The organism is Streptomyces sp. NPDC002870, assembly GCF_042888505.1.
Taxonomy (GTDB): Bacteria; Actinomycetota; Actinomycetes; order Streptomycetales; family Streptomycetaceae; genus Streptomyces.
Genome location: NZ_JBIAPW010000001.1, coordinates 130,842 through 147,507, shown reverse-complemented (window position 1 = coordinate 147,507; position 16,666 = coordinate 130,842). Strand labels below are relative to the sequence as shown.

Genomic DNA, 16,666 nt, shown 5'->3' with positions numbered 1-16,666 from the left:
CCGCGTCACCGGGGCATCCCCGCGGCCCGCGGAACGGCGGACGGTCTGCGACTGACGCGTCACCGGGCAACTCCCGTGGCCGCGGACCGGACGGGAGACGGGGTCGCGGAGCGGGCCGATGGCTGCCGTGCCGCGATCGCCTCGCGGTAGTACTCCGCCGTGCCGATCGCCGCCTGGCGCCAGGTGAACCGGGCCAGCACCCGCTCCCGGCCCGCCGCCCCCAGCCGTACCCGCAGCTCGGGATCGCCCAGCAGCCGGCCCAGCGCCGCCGCCAGCGCCCCCGCGTCACCCGGCGGCACCGCCAGGCACGTCTCCCCGTCCGGCCCGGCCACCTCCGGAATCGCACCTCCGGTCGTGGCGACGAGCGGCGTCCCCGTGGCCATCGCCTCCGCCGCCGGCAGCGAGAAGCCCTCGTACAGCGACGGCACACACGCGATCTGCGCGCTCCGTACCAGGTCGACCAGTTCCGCGTCCGTGATCCCCTTGACGAACTCGACCGCGTCCACGAGCCCGTACCGCTCTATGACCTGCGCGACCGGCCCGTCCTCCGCGCGCTTGCCGACGACGACGAGATGCGCGGCGGGGTTCTCCGTACGGAGCTTCGCCAGCGCCTCGACCAGGTGCACGAGGCCCTTCAGCGGGACGTCCGCGCTGGACGTGGTGACGATCCGGCCGGGGACCTCCGCGACCGCCGGGTCGGGCGACCACAGGTCCGTGTCGGCCCCGATGTGCACGACATGGACGCGATCGCTCCGTACCCCGAGGTGGTCCACGATCTCCTGCTGCGAGGAGCCGGAGACGGTCAGCACGGACGGCAGCCGCCGGGCCACCCGCTTCTGCATCCGGGTAAAGCCGTACCAGCGCCGCACCGACGCACGCCGCCGCCAGCCGTCCGCGGCGTCCAGCTCCAACTGGCGGTCCACCGTGATCGGGTGGTGGATGGTGGTGACCAGCGGCGCACCGAGGTCGGCCAGCAGCCCGTATCCGAGCGTCTGGTTGTCGTGGACGACGTCGAACTGGCCGCGCCGCGCGGACAGATGACGCCGGGCCCGCAGCGAGAAGGTCAGGGGTTCGGGGAAGCCGCCGGTCCACATCGTCGCGACCTCGACCGCGTCGATCCAGTCGCGGTACTCGCCGGGCCTCGGCGTACGGAACGGGTCCGGGCTCCGGTAAAGGTCCAGGCTGCCCAGCTCGGTGAGCGGCACGCCTTCGTCCAGTACGGGATAGGGCTGCGCGCCGATCACCTCGACGCTGTGGCCGAGCCGGGCGAGCTCGCGCGAAAGGTGCCGCACATAGACGCCCTGACCGCCGCAGAAGGGGTTGCCCTTGTAGGTGAGGAGCGCGATTCGCAGCGGATCGTCACCGCCGGACGGGCGCCCGGACGACTCCCCGGACGGGCCCGAACGAGGGCCGGCCTCTATGGCCTCTGCGGTCACTCACGGCCCCCTTCTCACTGCGTTTTCGCCGGAGCGTAACCGCTCGCGCTAATCTAGAACAAGTTACAGACTTGATCGTTCAAGGAGCTTCGAATCTACCGGCAGGTAGCGCCGCTGTGAGGGCCGGATCAGGTGATTCGCGCCACGACGGGCACGCTGCCATGCTTTGCGATCCGGACTCGCGCATGGAACGGGACATATGACAGCGGAAGCCAAGTCTGCTCGGCCGGCGTCGCCGCCCCTGACAGAACGCCAGGAGGCGCGTCGGCGCCGCATCCTGCACGCCAGCGCACAGCTGGCCAGCCGGGGCGGCTTCGACGCGGTGCAGATGCGCGAGGTTGCCGAGTCCTCGTCCGTCGCGCTCGGCACGCTCTACCGATACTTCCCCTCCAAGGTCCATCTGCTGGTCGCCACCATGCAGGACCAGCTCCAGCACATGCACACGACGCTGCGAAAGCGGCCCCCGGCCGGGGACACCGCGGCGGAGCGGGTGGCCGAGACGCTGATGCGGGCGTTCCGCGCGCTGCAGCGGGAGCCGCATCTCGCGGACGCGATGGTACGGGCGCTGACCTTCGCGGACCGCAGCGTGAGCCCCGAGGTGGACACGGTGTCCCGGCAGACGACGGCGATCATCCTGGACGCGATGGGCCTGGAGAACCCGACGCCGGAGCAGCTGTCCGCGGTCCGCGTGATCGAGCACACCTGGCACTCGGCGCTGATCACCTGGCTCTCGGGCCGGGCGTCGATCGCCCAGGTGAAGATCGACATCGAGACGGTGTGCCGCCTGATCGACCTGACTGGGACTCCGCCCGCTCCGCCCGGACGGGCCGCCCCGCCCGGACGCGCCGGAAAATCCAGCCCCTGAGGGCCCCCGGACGAAGTCTGGGGGAGTTTGAGGCCTGGGGGCCTGGGGGCGAAGCCCCAGGCCCGGGATGCCCCAGGCGCCTAGTCCTCCGGGGGAAAGACCGGCTCCCCGCTCTCCAGCCTGATCGCGATCGCCTCCACGGGGCAGTTCTCCGCCGCCGCCAGGAGCAGCTCATTGGCATCGGTGTCGGCGGTCTGCGGATGCGACTGCCGTGCCGAGTCCAGCTCAAACCCGTCCGGGGCGTGGCTCACGCACATGCCCGAGCCGATGCACACGCTCCGGTCGACCTCGACGTGCCAGCGGTCACCCATCACTCACTCCCGTACCCGGTCGGCAGGTGGATCATCTTGTGCTCCAGGTACGCGGCGTACCCCTCGGGCCCGAACTCCCGCCCAAGGCCCGAGTTCTTGTAGCCCCCGAACGGCCCGAGCATATCGAGGCTGAACGTATTGACGTTGTATGTCCCGGTTCTGACTCGCCGAGCGAAATCAACGCCGCGCTCGACGTCCGCGGTCCAGACGCTGCCGCTGAGCCCGTAGTCCGAGTCGTTCGCGATCTTCGCCGCCTCGCTCTCGTCCCCGTACGGCAGCAGACAGATCACCGGCCCGAAAATCTCTTCTCGGGCGATGCGCATCGAGTTGTCGACCCCGCCGAAGAGCGTCGGCTCGACGTACCAGCCCCGCTCCAGAGCGGCCGGACGCCCACCGCCGGTGAGAATCTTGGCGCCTTCCTCCTGGCCGATCCTGATGAAGTCGAGCGAACGCTGCTGCTGGCGCCTGGCCACCAGCGGCCCGACCTGCGTCACCGCGTCGAGCGGGTCCCCCACCACCAGCGCGGAGGCCGCCGCCGCGAACGCCTCGGCGATCTCGTCGTAGCGGCTGCGCGGCGCGAGGATACGGGTCTGGGCCACGCACGCCTGCCCGTTGTTCATCCACGCCGCGGGCACGATCCCGGCGACCGCCGACTCCAGGTCCGCGTCCGGCAGGATCACCGCCGCCGACTTGCCGCCCAACTCCAGGGTGACCCGGGTGAGGTTGCGCGAGGCGACCTCCATGACCCGCTTGCCCGCGGCGACCGACCCGGTGAAGGACACCTTGTCGACGCCGGGATGCCCGACCAGGTACTCGCTCACCTCCCGGTCGGCGGGCAGGATCGACAGGACACCCTCCGGGAGCCCGGCCTCCTGGGCGATCTCGCCGAGGATGTACGAGTCGAGGGGCGACTCGGGCGAGGGCTTGAGCACCACGGTGCAGCCGGCCAGCAGCGCAGGGCCGAGCTTGGCCGCGGCCGTGAACTGCGGGACGTTCCACGGCACGACGGCCGCGACGACGCCCACCGGCTCCCGTCGTACGAGGATCGGTCCGAGCACTCCGGCCCGCTGCTCCTCGTGCGGACAGTCCCGGGCGACGGTGATCGCCGCGTCCCACACCATCATCGCGCCGAGCGCCTGGGCGAGAACGCTCCAGGAGTACGGGGAGCCGTTCTGCGAGCTGATGGAGCGGGCGATCTCCTCGTGCCGTACGGCGATCGCGTCCTTGATCCGGCTCACCACCGCGATCCGCTCCTCCAGCGTCGCCCGCGGCCAGGGCCCGTCGTCGAAGGCCTTGCGGGCGGCGGCCACCGCCCGGTCGACGTCCGCGCGGGAGGCGTGCGGGACGCGACCGATGACCTGCTCGGTGTGGGGCGAGACGACCTCGATGGCGTCGCCACCGAGGGGATCGGTCAACTCCCCGCCGATGAACAGCTTTCCGTGTTCCACAAGCTCGGTCATGGCTGCTGCCTCCCGCTGCCCGGCGCTTTCTGACACTGTTTCAGAACTGATACCAGTTCTAGTTCAAGGAGTCCACGGCAGGAACGAAATAGCCCCCGACCAGTGCTTTCCCGCTGGCCAGGGGGCTACTTGAGCTGGGCAGGGCTCTACTTGAGCTGGGCAGGGCCGTCTGCGCGTACCGCTCGAGTTCAGGACGCGGTGCTGTACTTGTCCCGCAGGTAGTCGATGACCTCTTCGATACTTGCGGCCTTCGGATGCCGGAGGAAGACGACGTTCGCGTGCAACTGGCGATCCGAAGGTCCGCCGTACACCTCTGTCGTAGCCCGCATCGTCATCACCAGATGCCAGGAGCGACGCGGCTTGTTCAGCAGGAGCGTGGTCTTCGAGAAGACGAGGGCATTGTCGTTCGACAACTCATTCCTGCGGTTGAGGACAAAATATCCTCCTTGCTCGGGAATCAGTGGACTGACCGACCTCACGATCGTCCTGCTATGAAAATCCGGGCTCAACCCGTTTCCGATGACCTGAAAATCCCAGGTGTTCTGGTCGAACTCCCAGACACCAAAATAGGTGGCGCCATTCAGCGTGTACTCGTACGACCAGCAGCCACGCAGGAAGAGAGGCCCCCAATATAGACGCAGCAGCATCTCGCTGGAATTGATGAGCCGGTAGATCAATTTTATGAGGATCTCGTAGAGACCCTTGGAGGTGACAACAATGACAAGGTTGACCAGGAGATTTTTCTCCAGCCGGGGAAATATCTGATGAGCTTGCACGGCGATGAACACCACGAGCAGCATGATCGTGGTGTTCAGATTGCGTTGCCGCTCATAGGAAGTCGTTATCATGACGATCGCTCAGTCTCCCCGGCAACATGTTGTGATGCCTCAAAAGAACCCTTCCACTGGAAGCCATGGACAGTTCCGACAATGCTCCGTTCGTGATAGGGAACTTCCAGGAGTGTTCAATACTCAGACCGAGGGACTGGGAAATAGCTGTTCTGATGACGACGTCATGGGCCACCAAAAGAACTGTCCCACCCTTGTTGGCCTCCTTCCAGGCAGCCCGCATGGCCCCTCTGACTCGCTCGTCCAGTTGCTTCAGAGATTCGGCGCCCGAGATGGGTCGCTCGTTCCTCAACCGGTCCCAGTCACGAAGTTCGACCGGAAATCTTCTCTGAACTTCCGACGCGGTGAGCCCAGTCCAATGACCGTAGTCAAATTCATTCAAGCGACTGTCGGTTACGTGCGGGACTTTGCGGCTCAGTTTCAGACGCGCGACCGTTTGCCGAGCCCTGCGCAAGCGGCTGGAAATGACTACACGGGGCGCGACAGCCGAGATGGTCCTCCCAAGCAAATCGGCCTGCATGCCTCCGCGGGCGTCCAGCGGCAAATCAATAAGACTTCCCTGATAGATTCTGTTCCTGTTGGCCTCGGTTGTGCCATGCCTCACCAGCAGAATCCTTGGCTTTCCGGCATCTTCCGCCAGTGAGGCGAAGGAAGTGGGGCCAATATTGTTGGATTTCAGGGAGAAATCGCTGGCACCTTCCACAGCGGTCAGCACTGTCAAGGCGGCGTTTTTCTGCGGAAGTGACGCATGAATATCGGCTGGCACACCCATCAGGGACGTCAGAAGACATCTGTTGACGTGGTCGTGAGCAATGACCAGACGTCCCGATTCGCCGCCCTGTCGGAGAGTGTGGAGAAGGTCTCGCGTCCTTTCCAGGGTGTCGGTCAGAGGTGAGCGCCCTGACATCGCGATGAAATCATGTGGCTTCTCACGCCATGTACTCAGCTGTACGTGGTCGGTTGCTGCGATCTCACTCTTCACGCGTCCATCCCATTCCGGAATGGACGTTTCGACGAGGTCGTCCCGAATGTGGGCTGACACACTCGCGAGATTTGGGCTGCGCAGCATCAACTCAAGGGTCTGACGAGCACGGAGCAAAGGGCTGCTCAACACCTGGCCAATGCGTGCATCCGCCAGGTAGTCCATCAGTTGGTTCACTTGACGTTTGCCGTGATCGCTCAAGGCGGGTGAATCAGACGCCCCTTGGTAGACTCCGCCGGCATTGGAGGTTGTTTGCCCATGCCGCACGAGAAAGACAGTTCGGCCCTCGCTCATCGCGTTCACCAGCCGGTCACCGCACGATGCCGAACGTATCCAGCCTTGGAGTAGGAACTTACCTGGTGCAACCTGTCTACAACTCTTCCTGGGGTATGTTCACGCATCTTCGCGTACAGACTCTGTGGATCACCCGGGTCCTCCGAGAACGCACGGACCATCAAATCCGGATGCGCTCCCAGAGTCACCTTCGGAGCGACCTCGAAGCTGACACCATTAACATTCAAAATTTTTTCCCCGCGGGTGACCAGGAGATCGTTCGCAAACGTCTTTCCCCATCCGTGGGGGACAATCAGTGAGCGTTCGCCGTTAAGGCACAGGATCTGATTCTGGCCGCCATCGTGACATTCAAACAGGTGGATGTCTGCGCCGGGCTTGCTGAAAACCGGGACCACTTCACCCGGCTGGCATAAGTAACACCCGATCGCCACTGCCGTACTGGAAGGCATGTAGTAGTGCTGCTTGTGGTACTCGTCCTGAATGTGCGCACCCCCTTCGGTGAGCAAGGTCGCGAGGAATCTGTGCCGGTTGATGTTGAAGGGTTCGAGGTCGAGCGCAATCTGTGCAAACAGCGTGGCCTTGGGGCCGACCAGAAGTCGGACGTAATGATCATCCTGTTCATGCACGACAACGTCGTCCATGAACCAATTACCAGGTACGGGCATCAAGCCGTTGTACTGGTATTTGAACTCTTTCTCATTGCTGTGGATCACAATACCGGGCTGCCCGTCGGACTCTCGAACCACGCCGGCGATGAAATGGTTACCTTTGTGAAAGTTCCATTCGTAGCTGCTTGACTGATCTATGATCGCCCGTAATTCATCGAAGCGTTGAGCAGTCCACGTATCCGCAGCATGATCCGAGAGCCAGAAGATGGAAGACGTGTCGATATTCACTGTTGTGTCGACTGGAATGATCGGCACGGCGCACTGCCAATCCACCAGGCAGCCGGTTGCAAATCCGCCTGCAATTCTGATCACGTCGTGAGGAACGCACAGATCGGCAGCAGGAGTAATTTTGCACTCCGCTTCCGGGTCCATCTTTCGAAGTGCTGACCTAAGTACTCGCTCGGTCTTCTCGAGGTGCGGAATGAGAAACTTTTGCGCCGGATCCCCTGGAAGGATCTCACGAGACCTCATGTCAGCCTCCTACGAACTACTTGAGTGCGTCCCGAACCTCGACGAGCGCCGGCGAGTCGGCCCTGTCGGCGTTGTCGGTCAATGCGGGCGGGGTCGGCCAACCAGAATCCGACCAGCCGAGACCGGCGAACTGTTGCTCGGTCGCGTAACGCGGCAGTACGTGAAAGTGAAGATGACTGTCCACCATCATGAGCATGATGTAGTTCATCTTCTGCGGACCGAAGACACTCTTCAGCTTGGACTCGATGTGCCGAGTCATAGCCGTCAGGTCCGCTCCCTCTTCCGGCGTGATGGCGGCAAAACTGTCCGCGTACCGATTGAGAGACAGGATTCCTGATCCGAGCGTGGAGTGGACGGGTCGAACAGACCATGTCCAATGCTCTGTCGAGTGAATAGTGAGCTCGTCGAGGCGAAACTTGGCTCGAAACTCTGCGAGGTTGGTGGAGGTCATCGTTCCTGTTCCCGTCTGGGGCGGCTGGACGCATCTATTCTGCCGCCCGAGTTGGCCAATTACCGCTCATCGACAGGCTTCTGACGATGCGGTACCTGACTGTATCGCGCGCACTCGCAGTACGTAACCTCGTCGCCCACTTCGGGGGCTAAAGATCGCTACTACTATCCGATGGCCTCTCCGCAGGGACTGCTGAGGTCGGAGTTATGCCAGAGGCCGGCATCACGAGAGCGGCCATGTGGGAGATCTCGACTCGGAGGGCTATGGAACGCGTTCTGGTTATGGTGGGCAATGGCCATGGCGAAAGAGCCCCGACCAGGCATTTCCTACTGGCCAGGGGCATGAGTCGGCATCGACCCGGCCGAGGACCAGCTGCCCGGCCCTCGGTGCGCGCAGGCTCCGGAGACAGCGGCGTGCTGCTTCGGGCCGGCCAAAGTCGGCGCGGATGCTTGGATATGACGTACAGGCATCCGTTGGCCAGAGGAGCGAGCATGTCCGATCTGAAAGAGGAGTTGCACCGCAAGCTGCAGGTCGGCAGGGCAGGGCTCCTGTCCAAGCTTGAGGGCTTGAGCGAGTTCGACCTGCGCCGGCCCATGACACCGACCGGCACCAACCTGCTCGGCATCGTCAAGCACCTGGCCGGAGTCGAGTACGAGTACCTCGGCGCTTCGTTCAAGCGGCCGCCGCTTGAGACCATGTCGTGGGTCGAGGACGGCTCGCTGTGGGAGGGCGCCGACATGTGGGCGACCCCGGACGAGTCCAGCGAGTACCTGATCGGGCTCTACAAGCGTGCCTGCGCGCACGGCGATCAGACCATCGCGGAGCTGGACCTGCAGGCCCCCGGGTGGGTGGCACATTGGCCGCAGGACAGACGCGACACGACCTTGGGCGTACTGCTCATCCGGATGGTGGCCGAGACTGCCCAGCATGCCGGCCACGCAGATGTCGTCCGCGAGCTCATCGACGGGCGCGCAGGTCCCGATCATGACGAGATCGGGGACGAGGCCTGGTGGCGGGAGTACGTTGCCGCGGTCCAGGCGGCGGCGGACTCATTCGCGACAGGCGTTCACGCCGACGGACCAACCGACTAGCTGCGGACACGCGAGGCGGACACACGAGGTCGACGCCGCGCGGGCCGGCCTGCCGGGTGCTTCAGCCGGACAGCGTGATCAACCCGCTGACCAGCGGCTCAGGCGTTGGGGCGCTTGCCGTGATTGGCGTTCTTCTTCTTCCGGGCGCGTCGCTTGTTCCCTCGCTTGGCCATCGCGCACATCTCCCTGATTTCAGGACTTTCCACACCACCGCCAGTCTAGTTTCGGCCTGGGCTGTCCGCACCAGCGGTGCCGCGGCCGCAGCGCGCGAGAGAACACCGCAGGTCAGTCAACTCCCCGCAAGACCAGTCGACTTGGGCGACCATTGGAACCAGTTCTAGTTATAGTGAGCAATGGATGGCCGGGCCGCCGAAGAGAGATGAGAGCCCCATGACGCAGGTGACCGAGCACGGCGGCGGCGTCTGGTCCATCGAGGTGCCCATTCCGGACAACCCGCTCGGTCACACCCTCGTCCACCTGCTCGACACCGACCGCGGCCCCGTCCTCATCGACACCGGGTGGGACGACCCGACGTCCTGGGACACCCTCACCGCCGGTCTCGGCTCGCTCGGTGTCTCCGTCGCCGAGATCCACGGCGTCGTCATCACCCACCACCACCCCGACCACCACGGCCTGTCCGGGCAGGTCCGTGACGCGTCCGGCGCGTGGATCGCGATGCATGCCGCCGACAGCACGGTGGTACGCCGCACCCGCGAGGCCGAACCCGGCCTCTGGCTCGACTACTTGGCGGACAAGCTCGCCAGGGCAGGCGCTCCCGACGCGCACATCGAGCCGCTGCGCGCGGCCCGCGCCTCGGGCCGGATGCGTACGCTGCCGGGGCTGCGCGCGGCCCTGCCCGACCGGGAGATCGTCCCCGGCGAGCTCCTCGACCTGGCGGGCCGGCGGCTCCGCGCCATCTGGACCCCGGGCCACACCCCCGGCCATGTCTGCCTCCACCTGGAGGAGACCCACCCGGCAAACCGGCCCGGCAACGGCCGGCTCTTCTCCGGCGACCACCTCCTGCCCGAGATCACCCCGCACATCGGCCTGTACGAGGACCCGGACGACACCACCGTCACCGACCCCCTCGGCGACTATCTCGACTCCCTGGAGCGCATCGGCCGCCTCGCCCCCGCCGAGGTGCTCCCGGCCCACCAGTACGCCTTCCCCGACGCGGCGGGCCGGGTGCGGGAGTTGCTCACCCACCACGAGGAGCGCCTCGCCGGACTGCTCGCCCTGCTGGCCGAGCCGCTCACCCCCTGGCAGGTCGCCGAGCGGATGGAGTGGAACCGGCCATGGGAGCAGATTCCGTACGGATCACGGAACATCGCGGTCTCGGAGGCGGAGGCGCATCTGCGCAGGCTGGTGAAGCTGGGGCGCGCGGAGGTGCTGTCGGGCAGCGCGCCCACAACGTACGCAGCCCTGTGATCTTGGCTGGATATCGACCCTGGCGGCCGCCCACAGTGCGTCGATGACCGGCCGGTACAGTGGGCGAGTCGTCATCATGCCCGTACGGGGGGAAGCCGGTGCAATTCCGGCACTGACCCGCAGCCGTGAACCGCCGTCGAAAGCGGTGAGTCGGAATGCCCCGTACGCGGTCGTGACCGGCTCATCGCCACCGGAACCGCCGGTGGCAGGCACCGTCGAGGCATACGGAGCTGAGCCCTGGTGCCTCAGCGTGCCTGTGCCCGGCTCCCGCAGGAGAGGCCCAGCCCGCCATGACCACCGTTCGCCGCAGCGCCGCAACGCTCGCCGCCTCCGCCGTAGTCGGCATGGCCATCGCCTCGGCCGCCGCACCGGCCGCCGTCGCAGCGCCGGCCCCGACGCCCTCCACCGTGCTGCCTTCCGGCCTGTACGGCACGGTCGATCCGACGTACGACGGCGTCTGGCGGCAGTCGCTCGCGCTGCTCGCGCAGGACACGGTGGGCGTCAAGCCCGCCGCGAAGGCCGTGGACTGGCTGACCGGGCAGCAGTGCGACGGCGGGGCCTTCCCCGCGTACCGCGCCGACGCGACCAAGCCGTGCGACGCGAAGCTGCCGCTGGACTCCAACGCGAGCGCGGCCGCCGTGCAGGCGCTCGCCGCGCTCGGCGGGCAGGACGCCACCGTGAAGAAGACGGTCGGCTGGCTGAAGTCCGTCCAGAACGCCGACGGCGGCTGGGGCTACAACCCGGGCGGGGCCAGCGACGCGAACTCCACCTCCATAGTCATCGGCGCGCTCGCGGCGGCCGGCGAGAAGCCGGACGGAGTGAAGTCGAAGGGCGGCAAGACGCCGTACGACGCGCTGCTGACGTTCGCGCAGCCGTGCGGCGGGAAGGACGGCGGCGCGTTCGTCTTCCAGCCGAAGCAGCCGGGGATGGTCGCCGACTCCACCGCGGCCGCGGTGCTCGGTGCGCACGGCAAGGGTCTTGTCGTTACGGCGAGCGCGAAGGGCACAAAGGACGCGAAGGGCACGGTCTGCGAGAAGTCGACGACCGTCGAGGGTGCGGCGCACAACGGCGCGGCGTATCTCGCGACCGCGCTCGCCAAGACCGGCCATCTCAACACCCCGCCCATGCCGGGCGCGACGGACCCGGCCGAGAAGCCGGACTTCGGCAACACGGCGGACGCGGTAGTCGCGCTCAACGCGCAGGGCATGGGCGACCAGGCGAAGAAGCCGCTCGCGTGGCTGCAGCAGAACTCCGTCGCCTGGGCGAAGGAGTCGGGCCCGGCGGCGTACGCGCAGCTGATCCTGGCGGCGCACGCGGCCGGCGCGGACCCGAAGAGCTTCGGCGGTACGGACCTGGTGGCGGCCCTGAACGCGACGGGCCCGGCACCGGAGAAGCCCGCGGCGTCGGCTGACGAGTCCGCCGACAAGAAGGACTCCGCGAACAAGGACTCCGGCTCGGGCTCGGACACCGGGATGTGGTGGATCGTCGGCGCGTTCTTCGTCGCCAGCATCGGCGCGGGCATCCTGTTCAGCGGCCGGCGCAAGAACCGGCAGCTGTGATGCGTACGCGACTGCTCGCCCTGGTCCTCGCGCTCGGCACCGCACTGACGGTGCTGGGCGCGGGGCCGGCGCAGGCGGCCGGCTACCGCTACTGGTCGTTCTGGCAGAGCAGCGGCGGCACATGGACGTACGCGACACAGGGTCCGGCGACGGCGAAGCCCGCCGACGGCTCGGTGAACGGCTTCCGGTTCTCGGTGAGCGAGGACAGCGGGGATTCGGCGCAGCCGCGCACGGCTCCGGACTTCGAGGCGATCTGCGGCGGTACGCGGCCGAAGCCGGGCGCGAAGCGGATCGCGCTCGTCGTCGACTCCGGCACGCAGGAGGACGCCCCGTCGGGCGAGACGCCCCCGGCGTCACGGGTGGCGTGCGCGCAGGTGCGGCAGGACGCGACGACCGCGGAGGCGCTGGCTGAGGTGGCGAAGCCGCTGCGGTACGACAGCCAGGCGCTGCTCTGCGCGATCTCGGGCTACCCGAGAACGGGCTGCGGCGAGCAGGTCGCGGCAACCGAGCCGAAGGCCTCGGCCGCAGCGTCTGGCACCGCGTCCGGCGCCGCGCCCAAGGCAGACGCCGACGACGACAGCGGCCCGTCCGTGGGGCTGCTGGCCGGCCTCGCGGCGATCCTCGCGCTCGGCGCGGCGGCCGTGTGGCAGTCCCGCCGCCGCAGGTACCCCGGTCCGCGATGAGCGTGGGCATGGGGGCGTTGGCGGCTGCCGTTCGGGGCTGGTTTCTCGGGGAAGCCCCGAAGGCCCCGGCGGCAAGCTCCGACGCGCCCGCGCCCGCGCCCGCGGCCGTCCCGTCCCGGGGATCGGCGGTAATCAGCGGGTCACCGGAAAACGGCGCGTACGCCGCCGGCCCCGAGGAGTCCAGCCGGACGGGGCCGGTGCCGGGTCCGTGGTTGCCGTGGGCCAGGGGGAGTTGGTGGTTGCTGTCCGGTGGGTGGCCTCGCGGGCGGACCCGGCCGCCGGTCCAGACCACCCCGGAACCCGCGCCCCGTACCCCCGCGCCGGAGGCGACCCGCGCCCGCCACCCCCTCCGGCTTCGGCTCCGCGCGCCCGAGGCGAATCGGAGCAACGCCGTCCACGCCGGGGCCTGGTGGCTGTGGGCACTCGGGCTTGCCACCGCCGCGTCCCGGACCACCAACCCCCTCCTCCTCGGCCTCCTCGTCGGCGTCGCCGGATACGTCGTCGCCGCCCGCCGTACCCATGCCCCCTGGGCCCGCTCCTACGGTGCCTTCGTCAAGCTCGGCCTCGCCGTACTCGTCATCCGGCTGCTCTTCTCGGTCTTCCTCGGCTCCCCGATCCCGGGTACGCACACCCTGTTCACGCTGCCCGAAGTGCCGCTGCCCGACTGGGCGAAGGGCGTCCGCGTCGGTGGCCGGGTCACAGCCGAGCAGTTGTTCTTCGCTCTGTACGACGGTGCGAAGCTGGCGACCCTGCTGATCTGCGTGGGCGCCGCGAACGCGCTCGCGAATCCGGCGCGGCTGCTCAAGTCGCTGCCGGGCGCCCTGTACGAAGTCGGCGTCGCCGTCGTCGTCGCCATGACGTTCGCGCCGAACATGGTCGCCGACGTCGTACGCCTGCGTACCGCCCGGCGTCTGCGCGGCCGCCCCACCGGCGGCATCAAGGCGATCGCCCAGATCGGACTGCCCGTCCTGGAGGGCGCGTTGGAGCGCTCCGTCGCGCTCGCCGCCTCGATGGACGCGCGCGGATACGGGCGTACCGCCCAGATCCCGCCCGCCGTACGCCGGACGACGACCGTCCTCACCCTCGGCGGGCTCCTCGGCGTCTGCGTCGGTTCGTACGGACTGCTGGCCGCCGCGGGCGCGTCGTACGGTCTGCCGCTCCTCGTCGCCGGGCTCCTCGCCGCACTCGTGGGCCTGCGGCTCGGCGGCCGCCGCTCCGTACGCACCCGCTATCGCCCCGACCGCTTCGGCCCGCGCTCCTGGCTGGTCGCGGCCTCCGGCGCGGCCGTCGCCGCGCTGCTGATCAGGGCGGGTACATACGCCCCGGACGCGCTGCACCCCGGCGTCGTACCGCTGACCGCGCCGACGCTGCCGCTGTGGCCCGCCGCGAGCATCCTGATCGGACTGCTCCCCGCCTTCGTGGCCCCGTTCCCCTCGAAGGAGACCTCGTGATCCGCTTCGAAGACGTATCGGTGACGTACGGCGACGGCAGCGTGCCCGTGATCCGCGGCGTCGATCTGACCGTCCCCGAAGGCGAGTTGGTGCTCCTCGTAGGACCTTCCGGTGTCGGCAAGTCGACGCTGCTGGGCGCCGTGTCCGGGCTCGTCCCGCACTTCACCGGCGGCACTCTCCGCGGCCGCGTCACCGTCGACGGCCGCGACACCCGCACCCACAAGCCCCGCGAACTCGCCGACCTCGTCGGCACGGTGGGCCAGGACCCGCTCGCCCACTTCGTCACCGACACGGTCGAGGAAGAGCTGGCGTACGGCATGGAGTCGCTGGGCCTCGCCCCCGAGGTGATGCGCCGCCGCGTCGAGGAGACCCTCGACCTGCTCGGCCTGGCCGAGCTGCGCGACCGCCCGATCGCCACGCTCTCCGGCGGTCAGCAGCAGCGCGTCGCGATCGGCTCGGTCCTCACGCCGCACCCGAAGGTGCTGGTCCTGGACGAGCCGACGTCGGCGCTGGACCCGGCGGCGGCGGAGGAGGTGCTGGCGGTGCTCCAGCGCCTGGTCCACGACCTGGGCACGACGGTCCTGATGGCCGAGCACCGCCTGGAGCGGGTGGTGCAGTACGCGGACCAGGTCATTCTGCTGCCCGCGCCCGGGACGCCGCCGGTGACCGGGTCGCCGGCGGAGGTCATGGCGCTCTCGCCGGTGCATCCGCCGGTGGTGGCGCTGGGGCGGCTGGCGGGGTGGGAGCCGCTGCCGCTGTCGGTACGGGATGCGCGGCGTCGAGCGGGTGCGTTGCGGGACCGCCTGACGGGTCTTTCCCCCACCCCGCCCTTTCCCGTAACTGGGGGCAAGCCCCCAGACCCCAGTACGCCCTTCGGGCGTGTCCTCAATCGCCGGACGGGCTCCATTGGAGCCTCTGGGGGTCCCCCCGGACGAAGTCTGGGGGAGATTGAGGAGCGGGGTCCGGGGCGGAGCCCCGGCTCGGGCGGGGCGCTCGCCGAAATCCGCGCGCTCGGCGTACGCCGCGACCGCATCGACGCCCTCCGCCGCGTCACCCTCACCCTCGCCCCCGGCGAGACCCTCGCCCTCATGGGCCGCAACGGCGCCGGAAAGTCCACCCTCCTCGCCGCCCTCGTCGGCATGGTCGAGCCCACCTCCGGCACCGTCCTCGTCGGTGGCCGCACCCCCCACCGCACCCACCCCCGCGAGCTCATCCGCCAGGTCGGCCTCGTACCGCAGGAGCCGCGCGATCTGCTGTACGCGGACACGGTGGCCGCCGAGTGCGCGGCCGCGGACGCCGACGCGGACGCCGCCCCCGGCTCCTGCCGGGCACTGGTCAGCGAGCTACTGCCGGGCGTGCCGGACGCGACCCACCCCCGCGACCTCTCCGAGGGGCAGCGCCTCGCCCTGGCGCTGGCCGTCGTGCTCACCGGCCGGCCCCCGCTGCTCCTCCTCGACGAGCCGACCCGCGGTCTGGACTACGCGGCGAAGGCCCGCCTCGTCGGCATCCTCAAGGCCCTGGCCGCCGAAGGGCACGCCATCGTCCTGGCCACCCACGACGTGGAGCTGGCGGCCGAGCTCGCGCACCGGGTGGTGATCCTCGCCGACGGCGAGGTCCTCGCGGACGGCCCGACCCGCGAGGTCGTCGTCTCCTCCCCCGCCTTCGCGCCGCAGGTCGCCAAGGTTCTGGCCCCGCAGCAGTGGCTGACCGTCGCCCAGGTCAGGGAGGCGCTGTGACCACGCCCCAGGCCCGCGCCGTACGCCTCGGCCCCCGCTCCATCGCCGCCCTCGCCCTGGTCAGCGCGATCGGTGTCATGGCCTTCGGCTGGCCGCTGCTCGCCGACTCCGATTCCGGGCTCGCCCACTCCGCAGACGCCCCCTGGCTCTTCGCGGCGCTGCTCCCGCTCCTCGTGGCCGTCGTGGTCGCGACGATCGCCGACACCGGGATGGACGCCAAGGCGGTGGCGATGCTCGGCGTACTGGCCGCGGTCGGGGCTGCCCTGCGCCCCCTCGGCGCGGGCACCGCGGGACTGGAGCCCATGTTCTTCCTGATGGTGCTGAGCGGCAGAGTCCTCGGCCCGGGTTTCGGCTTCGTACTCGGCTCGGTCACGATGTTCGCGTCCGCCCTGCTCACCGGGGGTGTGGGCCCGTGGATGCCGTTCCAGATGCTGTCGATGGGCTGGTTCACGATGGGCGCGGGGCTCCTGCCCGGCCCGGACCGGCTGCGCGGCCGCGCGGAGCTGCTGATGCTCGGCGCGTACGGAGCCGTCGCCGCGTTCGCGTACGGCACCGTGATGAACCTCCAGGGCTGGACGTACATCGGCGGCCTCTCCTCCGGCATCTCCTTCCACCCCGGCGATCCCGTCCACGAGAACCTGGTCCGCTTCCTCGCCTATTGCGCGGCGACCTCGTTCGGCTGGGACCTGGGCCGGGCGGTGCTCACGGTTGTACTGACCTTCACCATCGGTTCGACCCTTCTCAAGGCGCTGCGCCGAGCCACGCGACGCGCCAACTTCGAGGCGCAGGTCACATTTCAGACCCCTGGGAGGGTCCCTCCGGGGTGAGCCGCCCCACACGCCTTTGGCCGGTACGAAGCGGAGTAGTTGACGTCAGGAACCCGGACAAACCCATCCATCTACGCCCTGACCTGCGCGAATAGCACCTGTCAA

Annotated in this window: 16 protein-coding genes and 1 riboswitch; of the genes, 8 read left to right on the top strand and 8 right to left on the bottom strand. The window is 68.5% G+C overall.

The genetic code is table 11. The features are described from left to right. Positions 1 to 59 precede the first annotated feature (59 nt). Entirely contained in the window at positions 60 to 1,436 is a 1,377-nt protein-coding gene (locus ACFYWY_RS00730) for a glycosyltransferase family 4 protein (RefSeq protein ID WP_389177467.1), read from the bottom strand. Positions 1,437 to 1,635: 199 nt separating this feature from the next. Here ACFYWY_RS00730 and ACFYWY_RS00725 point away from each other — a divergent pair, with 199 nt between their 5' ends. Next, entirely contained in the window at positions 1,636 to 2,301 is a 666-nt protein-coding gene (locus tag ACFYWY_RS00725) for a TetR family transcriptional regulator (protein WP_389177464.1), read from the top strand. An 80-nt stretch (positions 2,302 to 2,381) separates the two neighbouring features. On the opposite strand, the gene ACFYWY_RS00720 is transcribed toward ACFYWY_RS00725, so the two are convergent. The 6 genes from ACFYWY_RS00720 to ACFYWY_RS00695 all read right to left on the bottom strand — a co-directional run bounded on the left by ACFYWY_RS00720 (position 2,382) and on the right by ACFYWY_RS00695 (position 7,786). Next, complete coding sequence (locus tag ACFYWY_RS00720) at positions 2,382 to 2,612, bottom strand: ferredoxin (protein ID WP_389177461.1); 231 nt, start codon at positions 2,610 to 2,612, stop codon at positions 2,382 to 2,384. After that, positions 2,612 to 4,072, bottom strand: a complete 1,461-nt coding sequence (locus ACFYWY_RS00715) for an aldehyde dehydrogenase (RefSeq protein ID WP_389177459.1) — start codon at positions 4,070 to 4,072, stop codon at positions 2,612 to 2,614. The genes ACFYWY_RS00720 and ACFYWY_RS00715 overlap by 1 nt, the downstream gene beginning before the upstream one ends. A gap of 188 nt (positions 4,073 to 4,260) precedes the next feature. Then, the gene (locus tag ACFYWY_RS00710; RefSeq protein ID WP_389177456.1) at positions 4,261 to 4,920 is read right to left on the bottom strand and encodes a hypothetical protein; all 660 of its coding nucleotides are present in this window, start codon (positions 4,918 to 4,920) and stop codon (positions 4,261 to 4,263) included. Continuing rightward, positions 4,901 to 6,196, bottom strand: a complete 1,296-nt coding sequence (locus ACFYWY_RS00705) for a histidine phosphatase family protein (RefSeq protein WP_389178385.1) — start codon at positions 6,194 to 6,196, stop codon at positions 4,901 to 4,903. The genes ACFYWY_RS00710 and ACFYWY_RS00705 overlap by 20 nt, the downstream gene beginning before the upstream one ends. A 5-nt stretch (positions 6,197 to 6,201) precedes the next feature. Further along, positions 6,202 to 7,335, bottom strand: a complete 1,134-nt coding sequence (locus ACFYWY_RS00700; protein WP_389177453.1) for a hypothetical protein — start codon at positions 7,333 to 7,335, stop codon at positions 6,202 to 6,204. Between the two features lie 16 nt (positions 7,336 to 7,351). Beyond that, a complete protein-coding gene (locus tag ACFYWY_RS00695; protein WP_389177450.1) occupies positions 7,352 to 7,786 on the bottom strand; it encodes an HIT family protein in 435 nt (144 codons plus the stop codon). Between the two features lie 491 nt (positions 7,787 to 8,277). Between ACFYWY_RS00695 and ACFYWY_RS00690 the strand changes: the two genes are divergently transcribed. Then, positions 8,278 to 8,877: a DinB family protein gene (locus ACFYWY_RS00690; RefSeq protein ID WP_389177447.1), complete on the top strand. Its 600-nt coding sequence runs from the start codon at positions 8,278 to 8,280 to the stop codon at positions 8,875 to 8,877. A 98-nt stretch (positions 8,878 to 8,975) separates the two neighbouring features. Here ACFYWY_RS00690 and ACFYWY_RS00685 read toward each other — a convergent pair whose 3' ends face one another. Then, positions 8,976 to 9,050, bottom strand: coding sequence for a 50S ribosomal protein bL37 (locus ACFYWY_RS00685; protein ID WP_015034725.1), 75 nt, complete (start codon positions 9,048 to 9,050; stop codon positions 8,976 to 8,978). A gap of 217 nt (positions 9,051 to 9,267) precedes the next feature. Between ACFYWY_RS00685 and ACFYWY_RS00680 the strand changes: the two genes are divergently transcribed. The 6 genes from ACFYWY_RS00680 to ACFYWY_RS00655 all read left to right on the top strand — a co-directional run bounded on the left by ACFYWY_RS00680 (position 9,268) and on the right by ACFYWY_RS00655 (position 16,561). After that, a complete protein-coding gene (locus tag ACFYWY_RS00680) occupies positions 9,268 to 10,305 on the top strand; it encodes an MBL fold metallo-hydrolase (RefSeq protein ID WP_389177444.1) in 1,038 nt (345 codons plus the stop codon). A gap of 88 nt (positions 10,306 to 10,393) precedes the next feature. Continuing rightward, positions 10,394 to 10,466, top strand: a riboswitch (cobalamin riboswitch). 129 nt (positions 10,467 to 10,595) lie between these two features. Continuing rightward, on the top strand, positions 10,596 to 11,864 hold the full coding sequence (locus ACFYWY_RS00675; RefSeq protein ID WP_389177441.1) for a prenyltransferase/squalene oxidase repeat-containing protein: 1,269 nt from the start codon (positions 10,596 to 10,598) through the stop codon (positions 11,862 to 11,864). Next, a complete protein-coding gene (locus tag ACFYWY_RS00670) occupies positions 11,864 to 12,547 on the top strand; it encodes an SCO2322 family protein (protein WP_389177438.1) in 684 nt (227 codons plus the stop codon). Before ACFYWY_RS00675 ends, ACFYWY_RS00670 begins: the two co-directional genes overlap by 1 nt. Positions 12,548 to 12,786: 239 nt before the next feature. Then, on the top strand, positions 12,787 to 13,998 hold the full coding sequence (locus ACFYWY_RS00665) for an energy-coupling factor transporter transmembrane component T (protein ID WP_389177435.1): 1,212 nt from the start codon (positions 12,787 to 12,789) through the stop codon (positions 13,996 to 13,998). After that, positions 13,995 to 15,734 (top strand): ABC transporter ATP-binding protein, encoded by a 1,740-nt coding sequence (locus tag ACFYWY_RS00660; protein WP_389177432.1) that lies wholly within the window; start codon positions 13,995 to 13,997, stop codon positions 15,732 to 15,734. The genes ACFYWY_RS00665 and ACFYWY_RS00660 overlap by 4 nt, the downstream gene beginning before the upstream one ends. Then, a complete protein-coding gene (locus tag ACFYWY_RS00655) occupies positions 15,731 to 16,561 on the top strand; it encodes an ECF transporter S component (protein ID WP_389177429.1) in 831 nt (276 codons plus the stop codon). The genes ACFYWY_RS00660 and ACFYWY_RS00655 overlap by 4 nt, the downstream gene beginning before the upstream one ends. The last annotated feature ends 105 nt before the right edge of the window (positions 16,562 to 16,666 follow it).

Excerpts from the sequence above, each read along its gene's own strand:
- ACFYWY_RS00725 (WP_389177464.1), top strand. The coding sequence starts at position 1,636 with ATGACAGCGGAAGCCAAGTCTGCTCGGCCGGCGTCGCCGCCCCTGACA.
- ACFYWY_RS00720 (WP_389177461.1), bottom strand. The coding sequence starts at position 2,612 with ATGGGTGACCGCTGGCACGTCGAGGTCGACCGGAGCGTGTGCATCGGC.
- ACFYWY_RS00715 (WP_389177459.1), bottom strand. The coding sequence starts at position 4,072 with ATGACCGAGCTTGTGGAACACGGAAAGCTGTTCATCGGCGGGGAGTTG.
- ACFYWY_RS00710 (WP_389177456.1), bottom strand. The coding sequence starts at position 4,920 with ATGATAACGACTTCCTATGAGCGGCAACGCAATCTGAACACCACGATC.
- ACFYWY_RS00705 (WP_389178385.1), bottom strand. The coding sequence starts at position 6,196 with ATGAGCGAGGGCCGAACTGTCTTTCTCGTGCGGCATGGGCAAACAACC.
- ACFYWY_RS00700 (WP_389177453.1), bottom strand. The coding sequence starts at position 7,335 with ATGAGGTCTCGTGAGATCCTTCCAGGGGATCCGGCGCAAAAGTTTCTC.
- ACFYWY_RS00695 (WP_389177450.1), bottom strand. The coding sequence starts at position 7,786 with ATGACCTCCACCAACCTCGCAGAGTTTCGAGCCAAGTTTCGCCTCGAC.
- ACFYWY_RS00690 (WP_389177447.1), top strand. The coding sequence starts at position 8,278 with ATGTCCGATCTGAAAGAGGAGTTGCACCGCAAGCTGCAGGTCGGCAGG.
- ACFYWY_RS00680 (WP_389177444.1), top strand. The coding sequence starts at position 9,268 with ATGACGCAGGTGACCGAGCACGGCGGCGGCGTCTGGTCCATCGAGGTG.
- ACFYWY_RS00675 (WP_389177441.1), top strand. The coding sequence starts at position 10,596 with ATGACCACCGTTCGCCGCAGCGCCGCAACGCTCGCCGCCTCCGCCGTA.
- ACFYWY_RS00670 (WP_389177438.1), top strand. The coding sequence starts at position 11,864 with ATGCGTACGCGACTGCTCGCCCTGGTCCTCGCGCTCGGCACCGCACTG.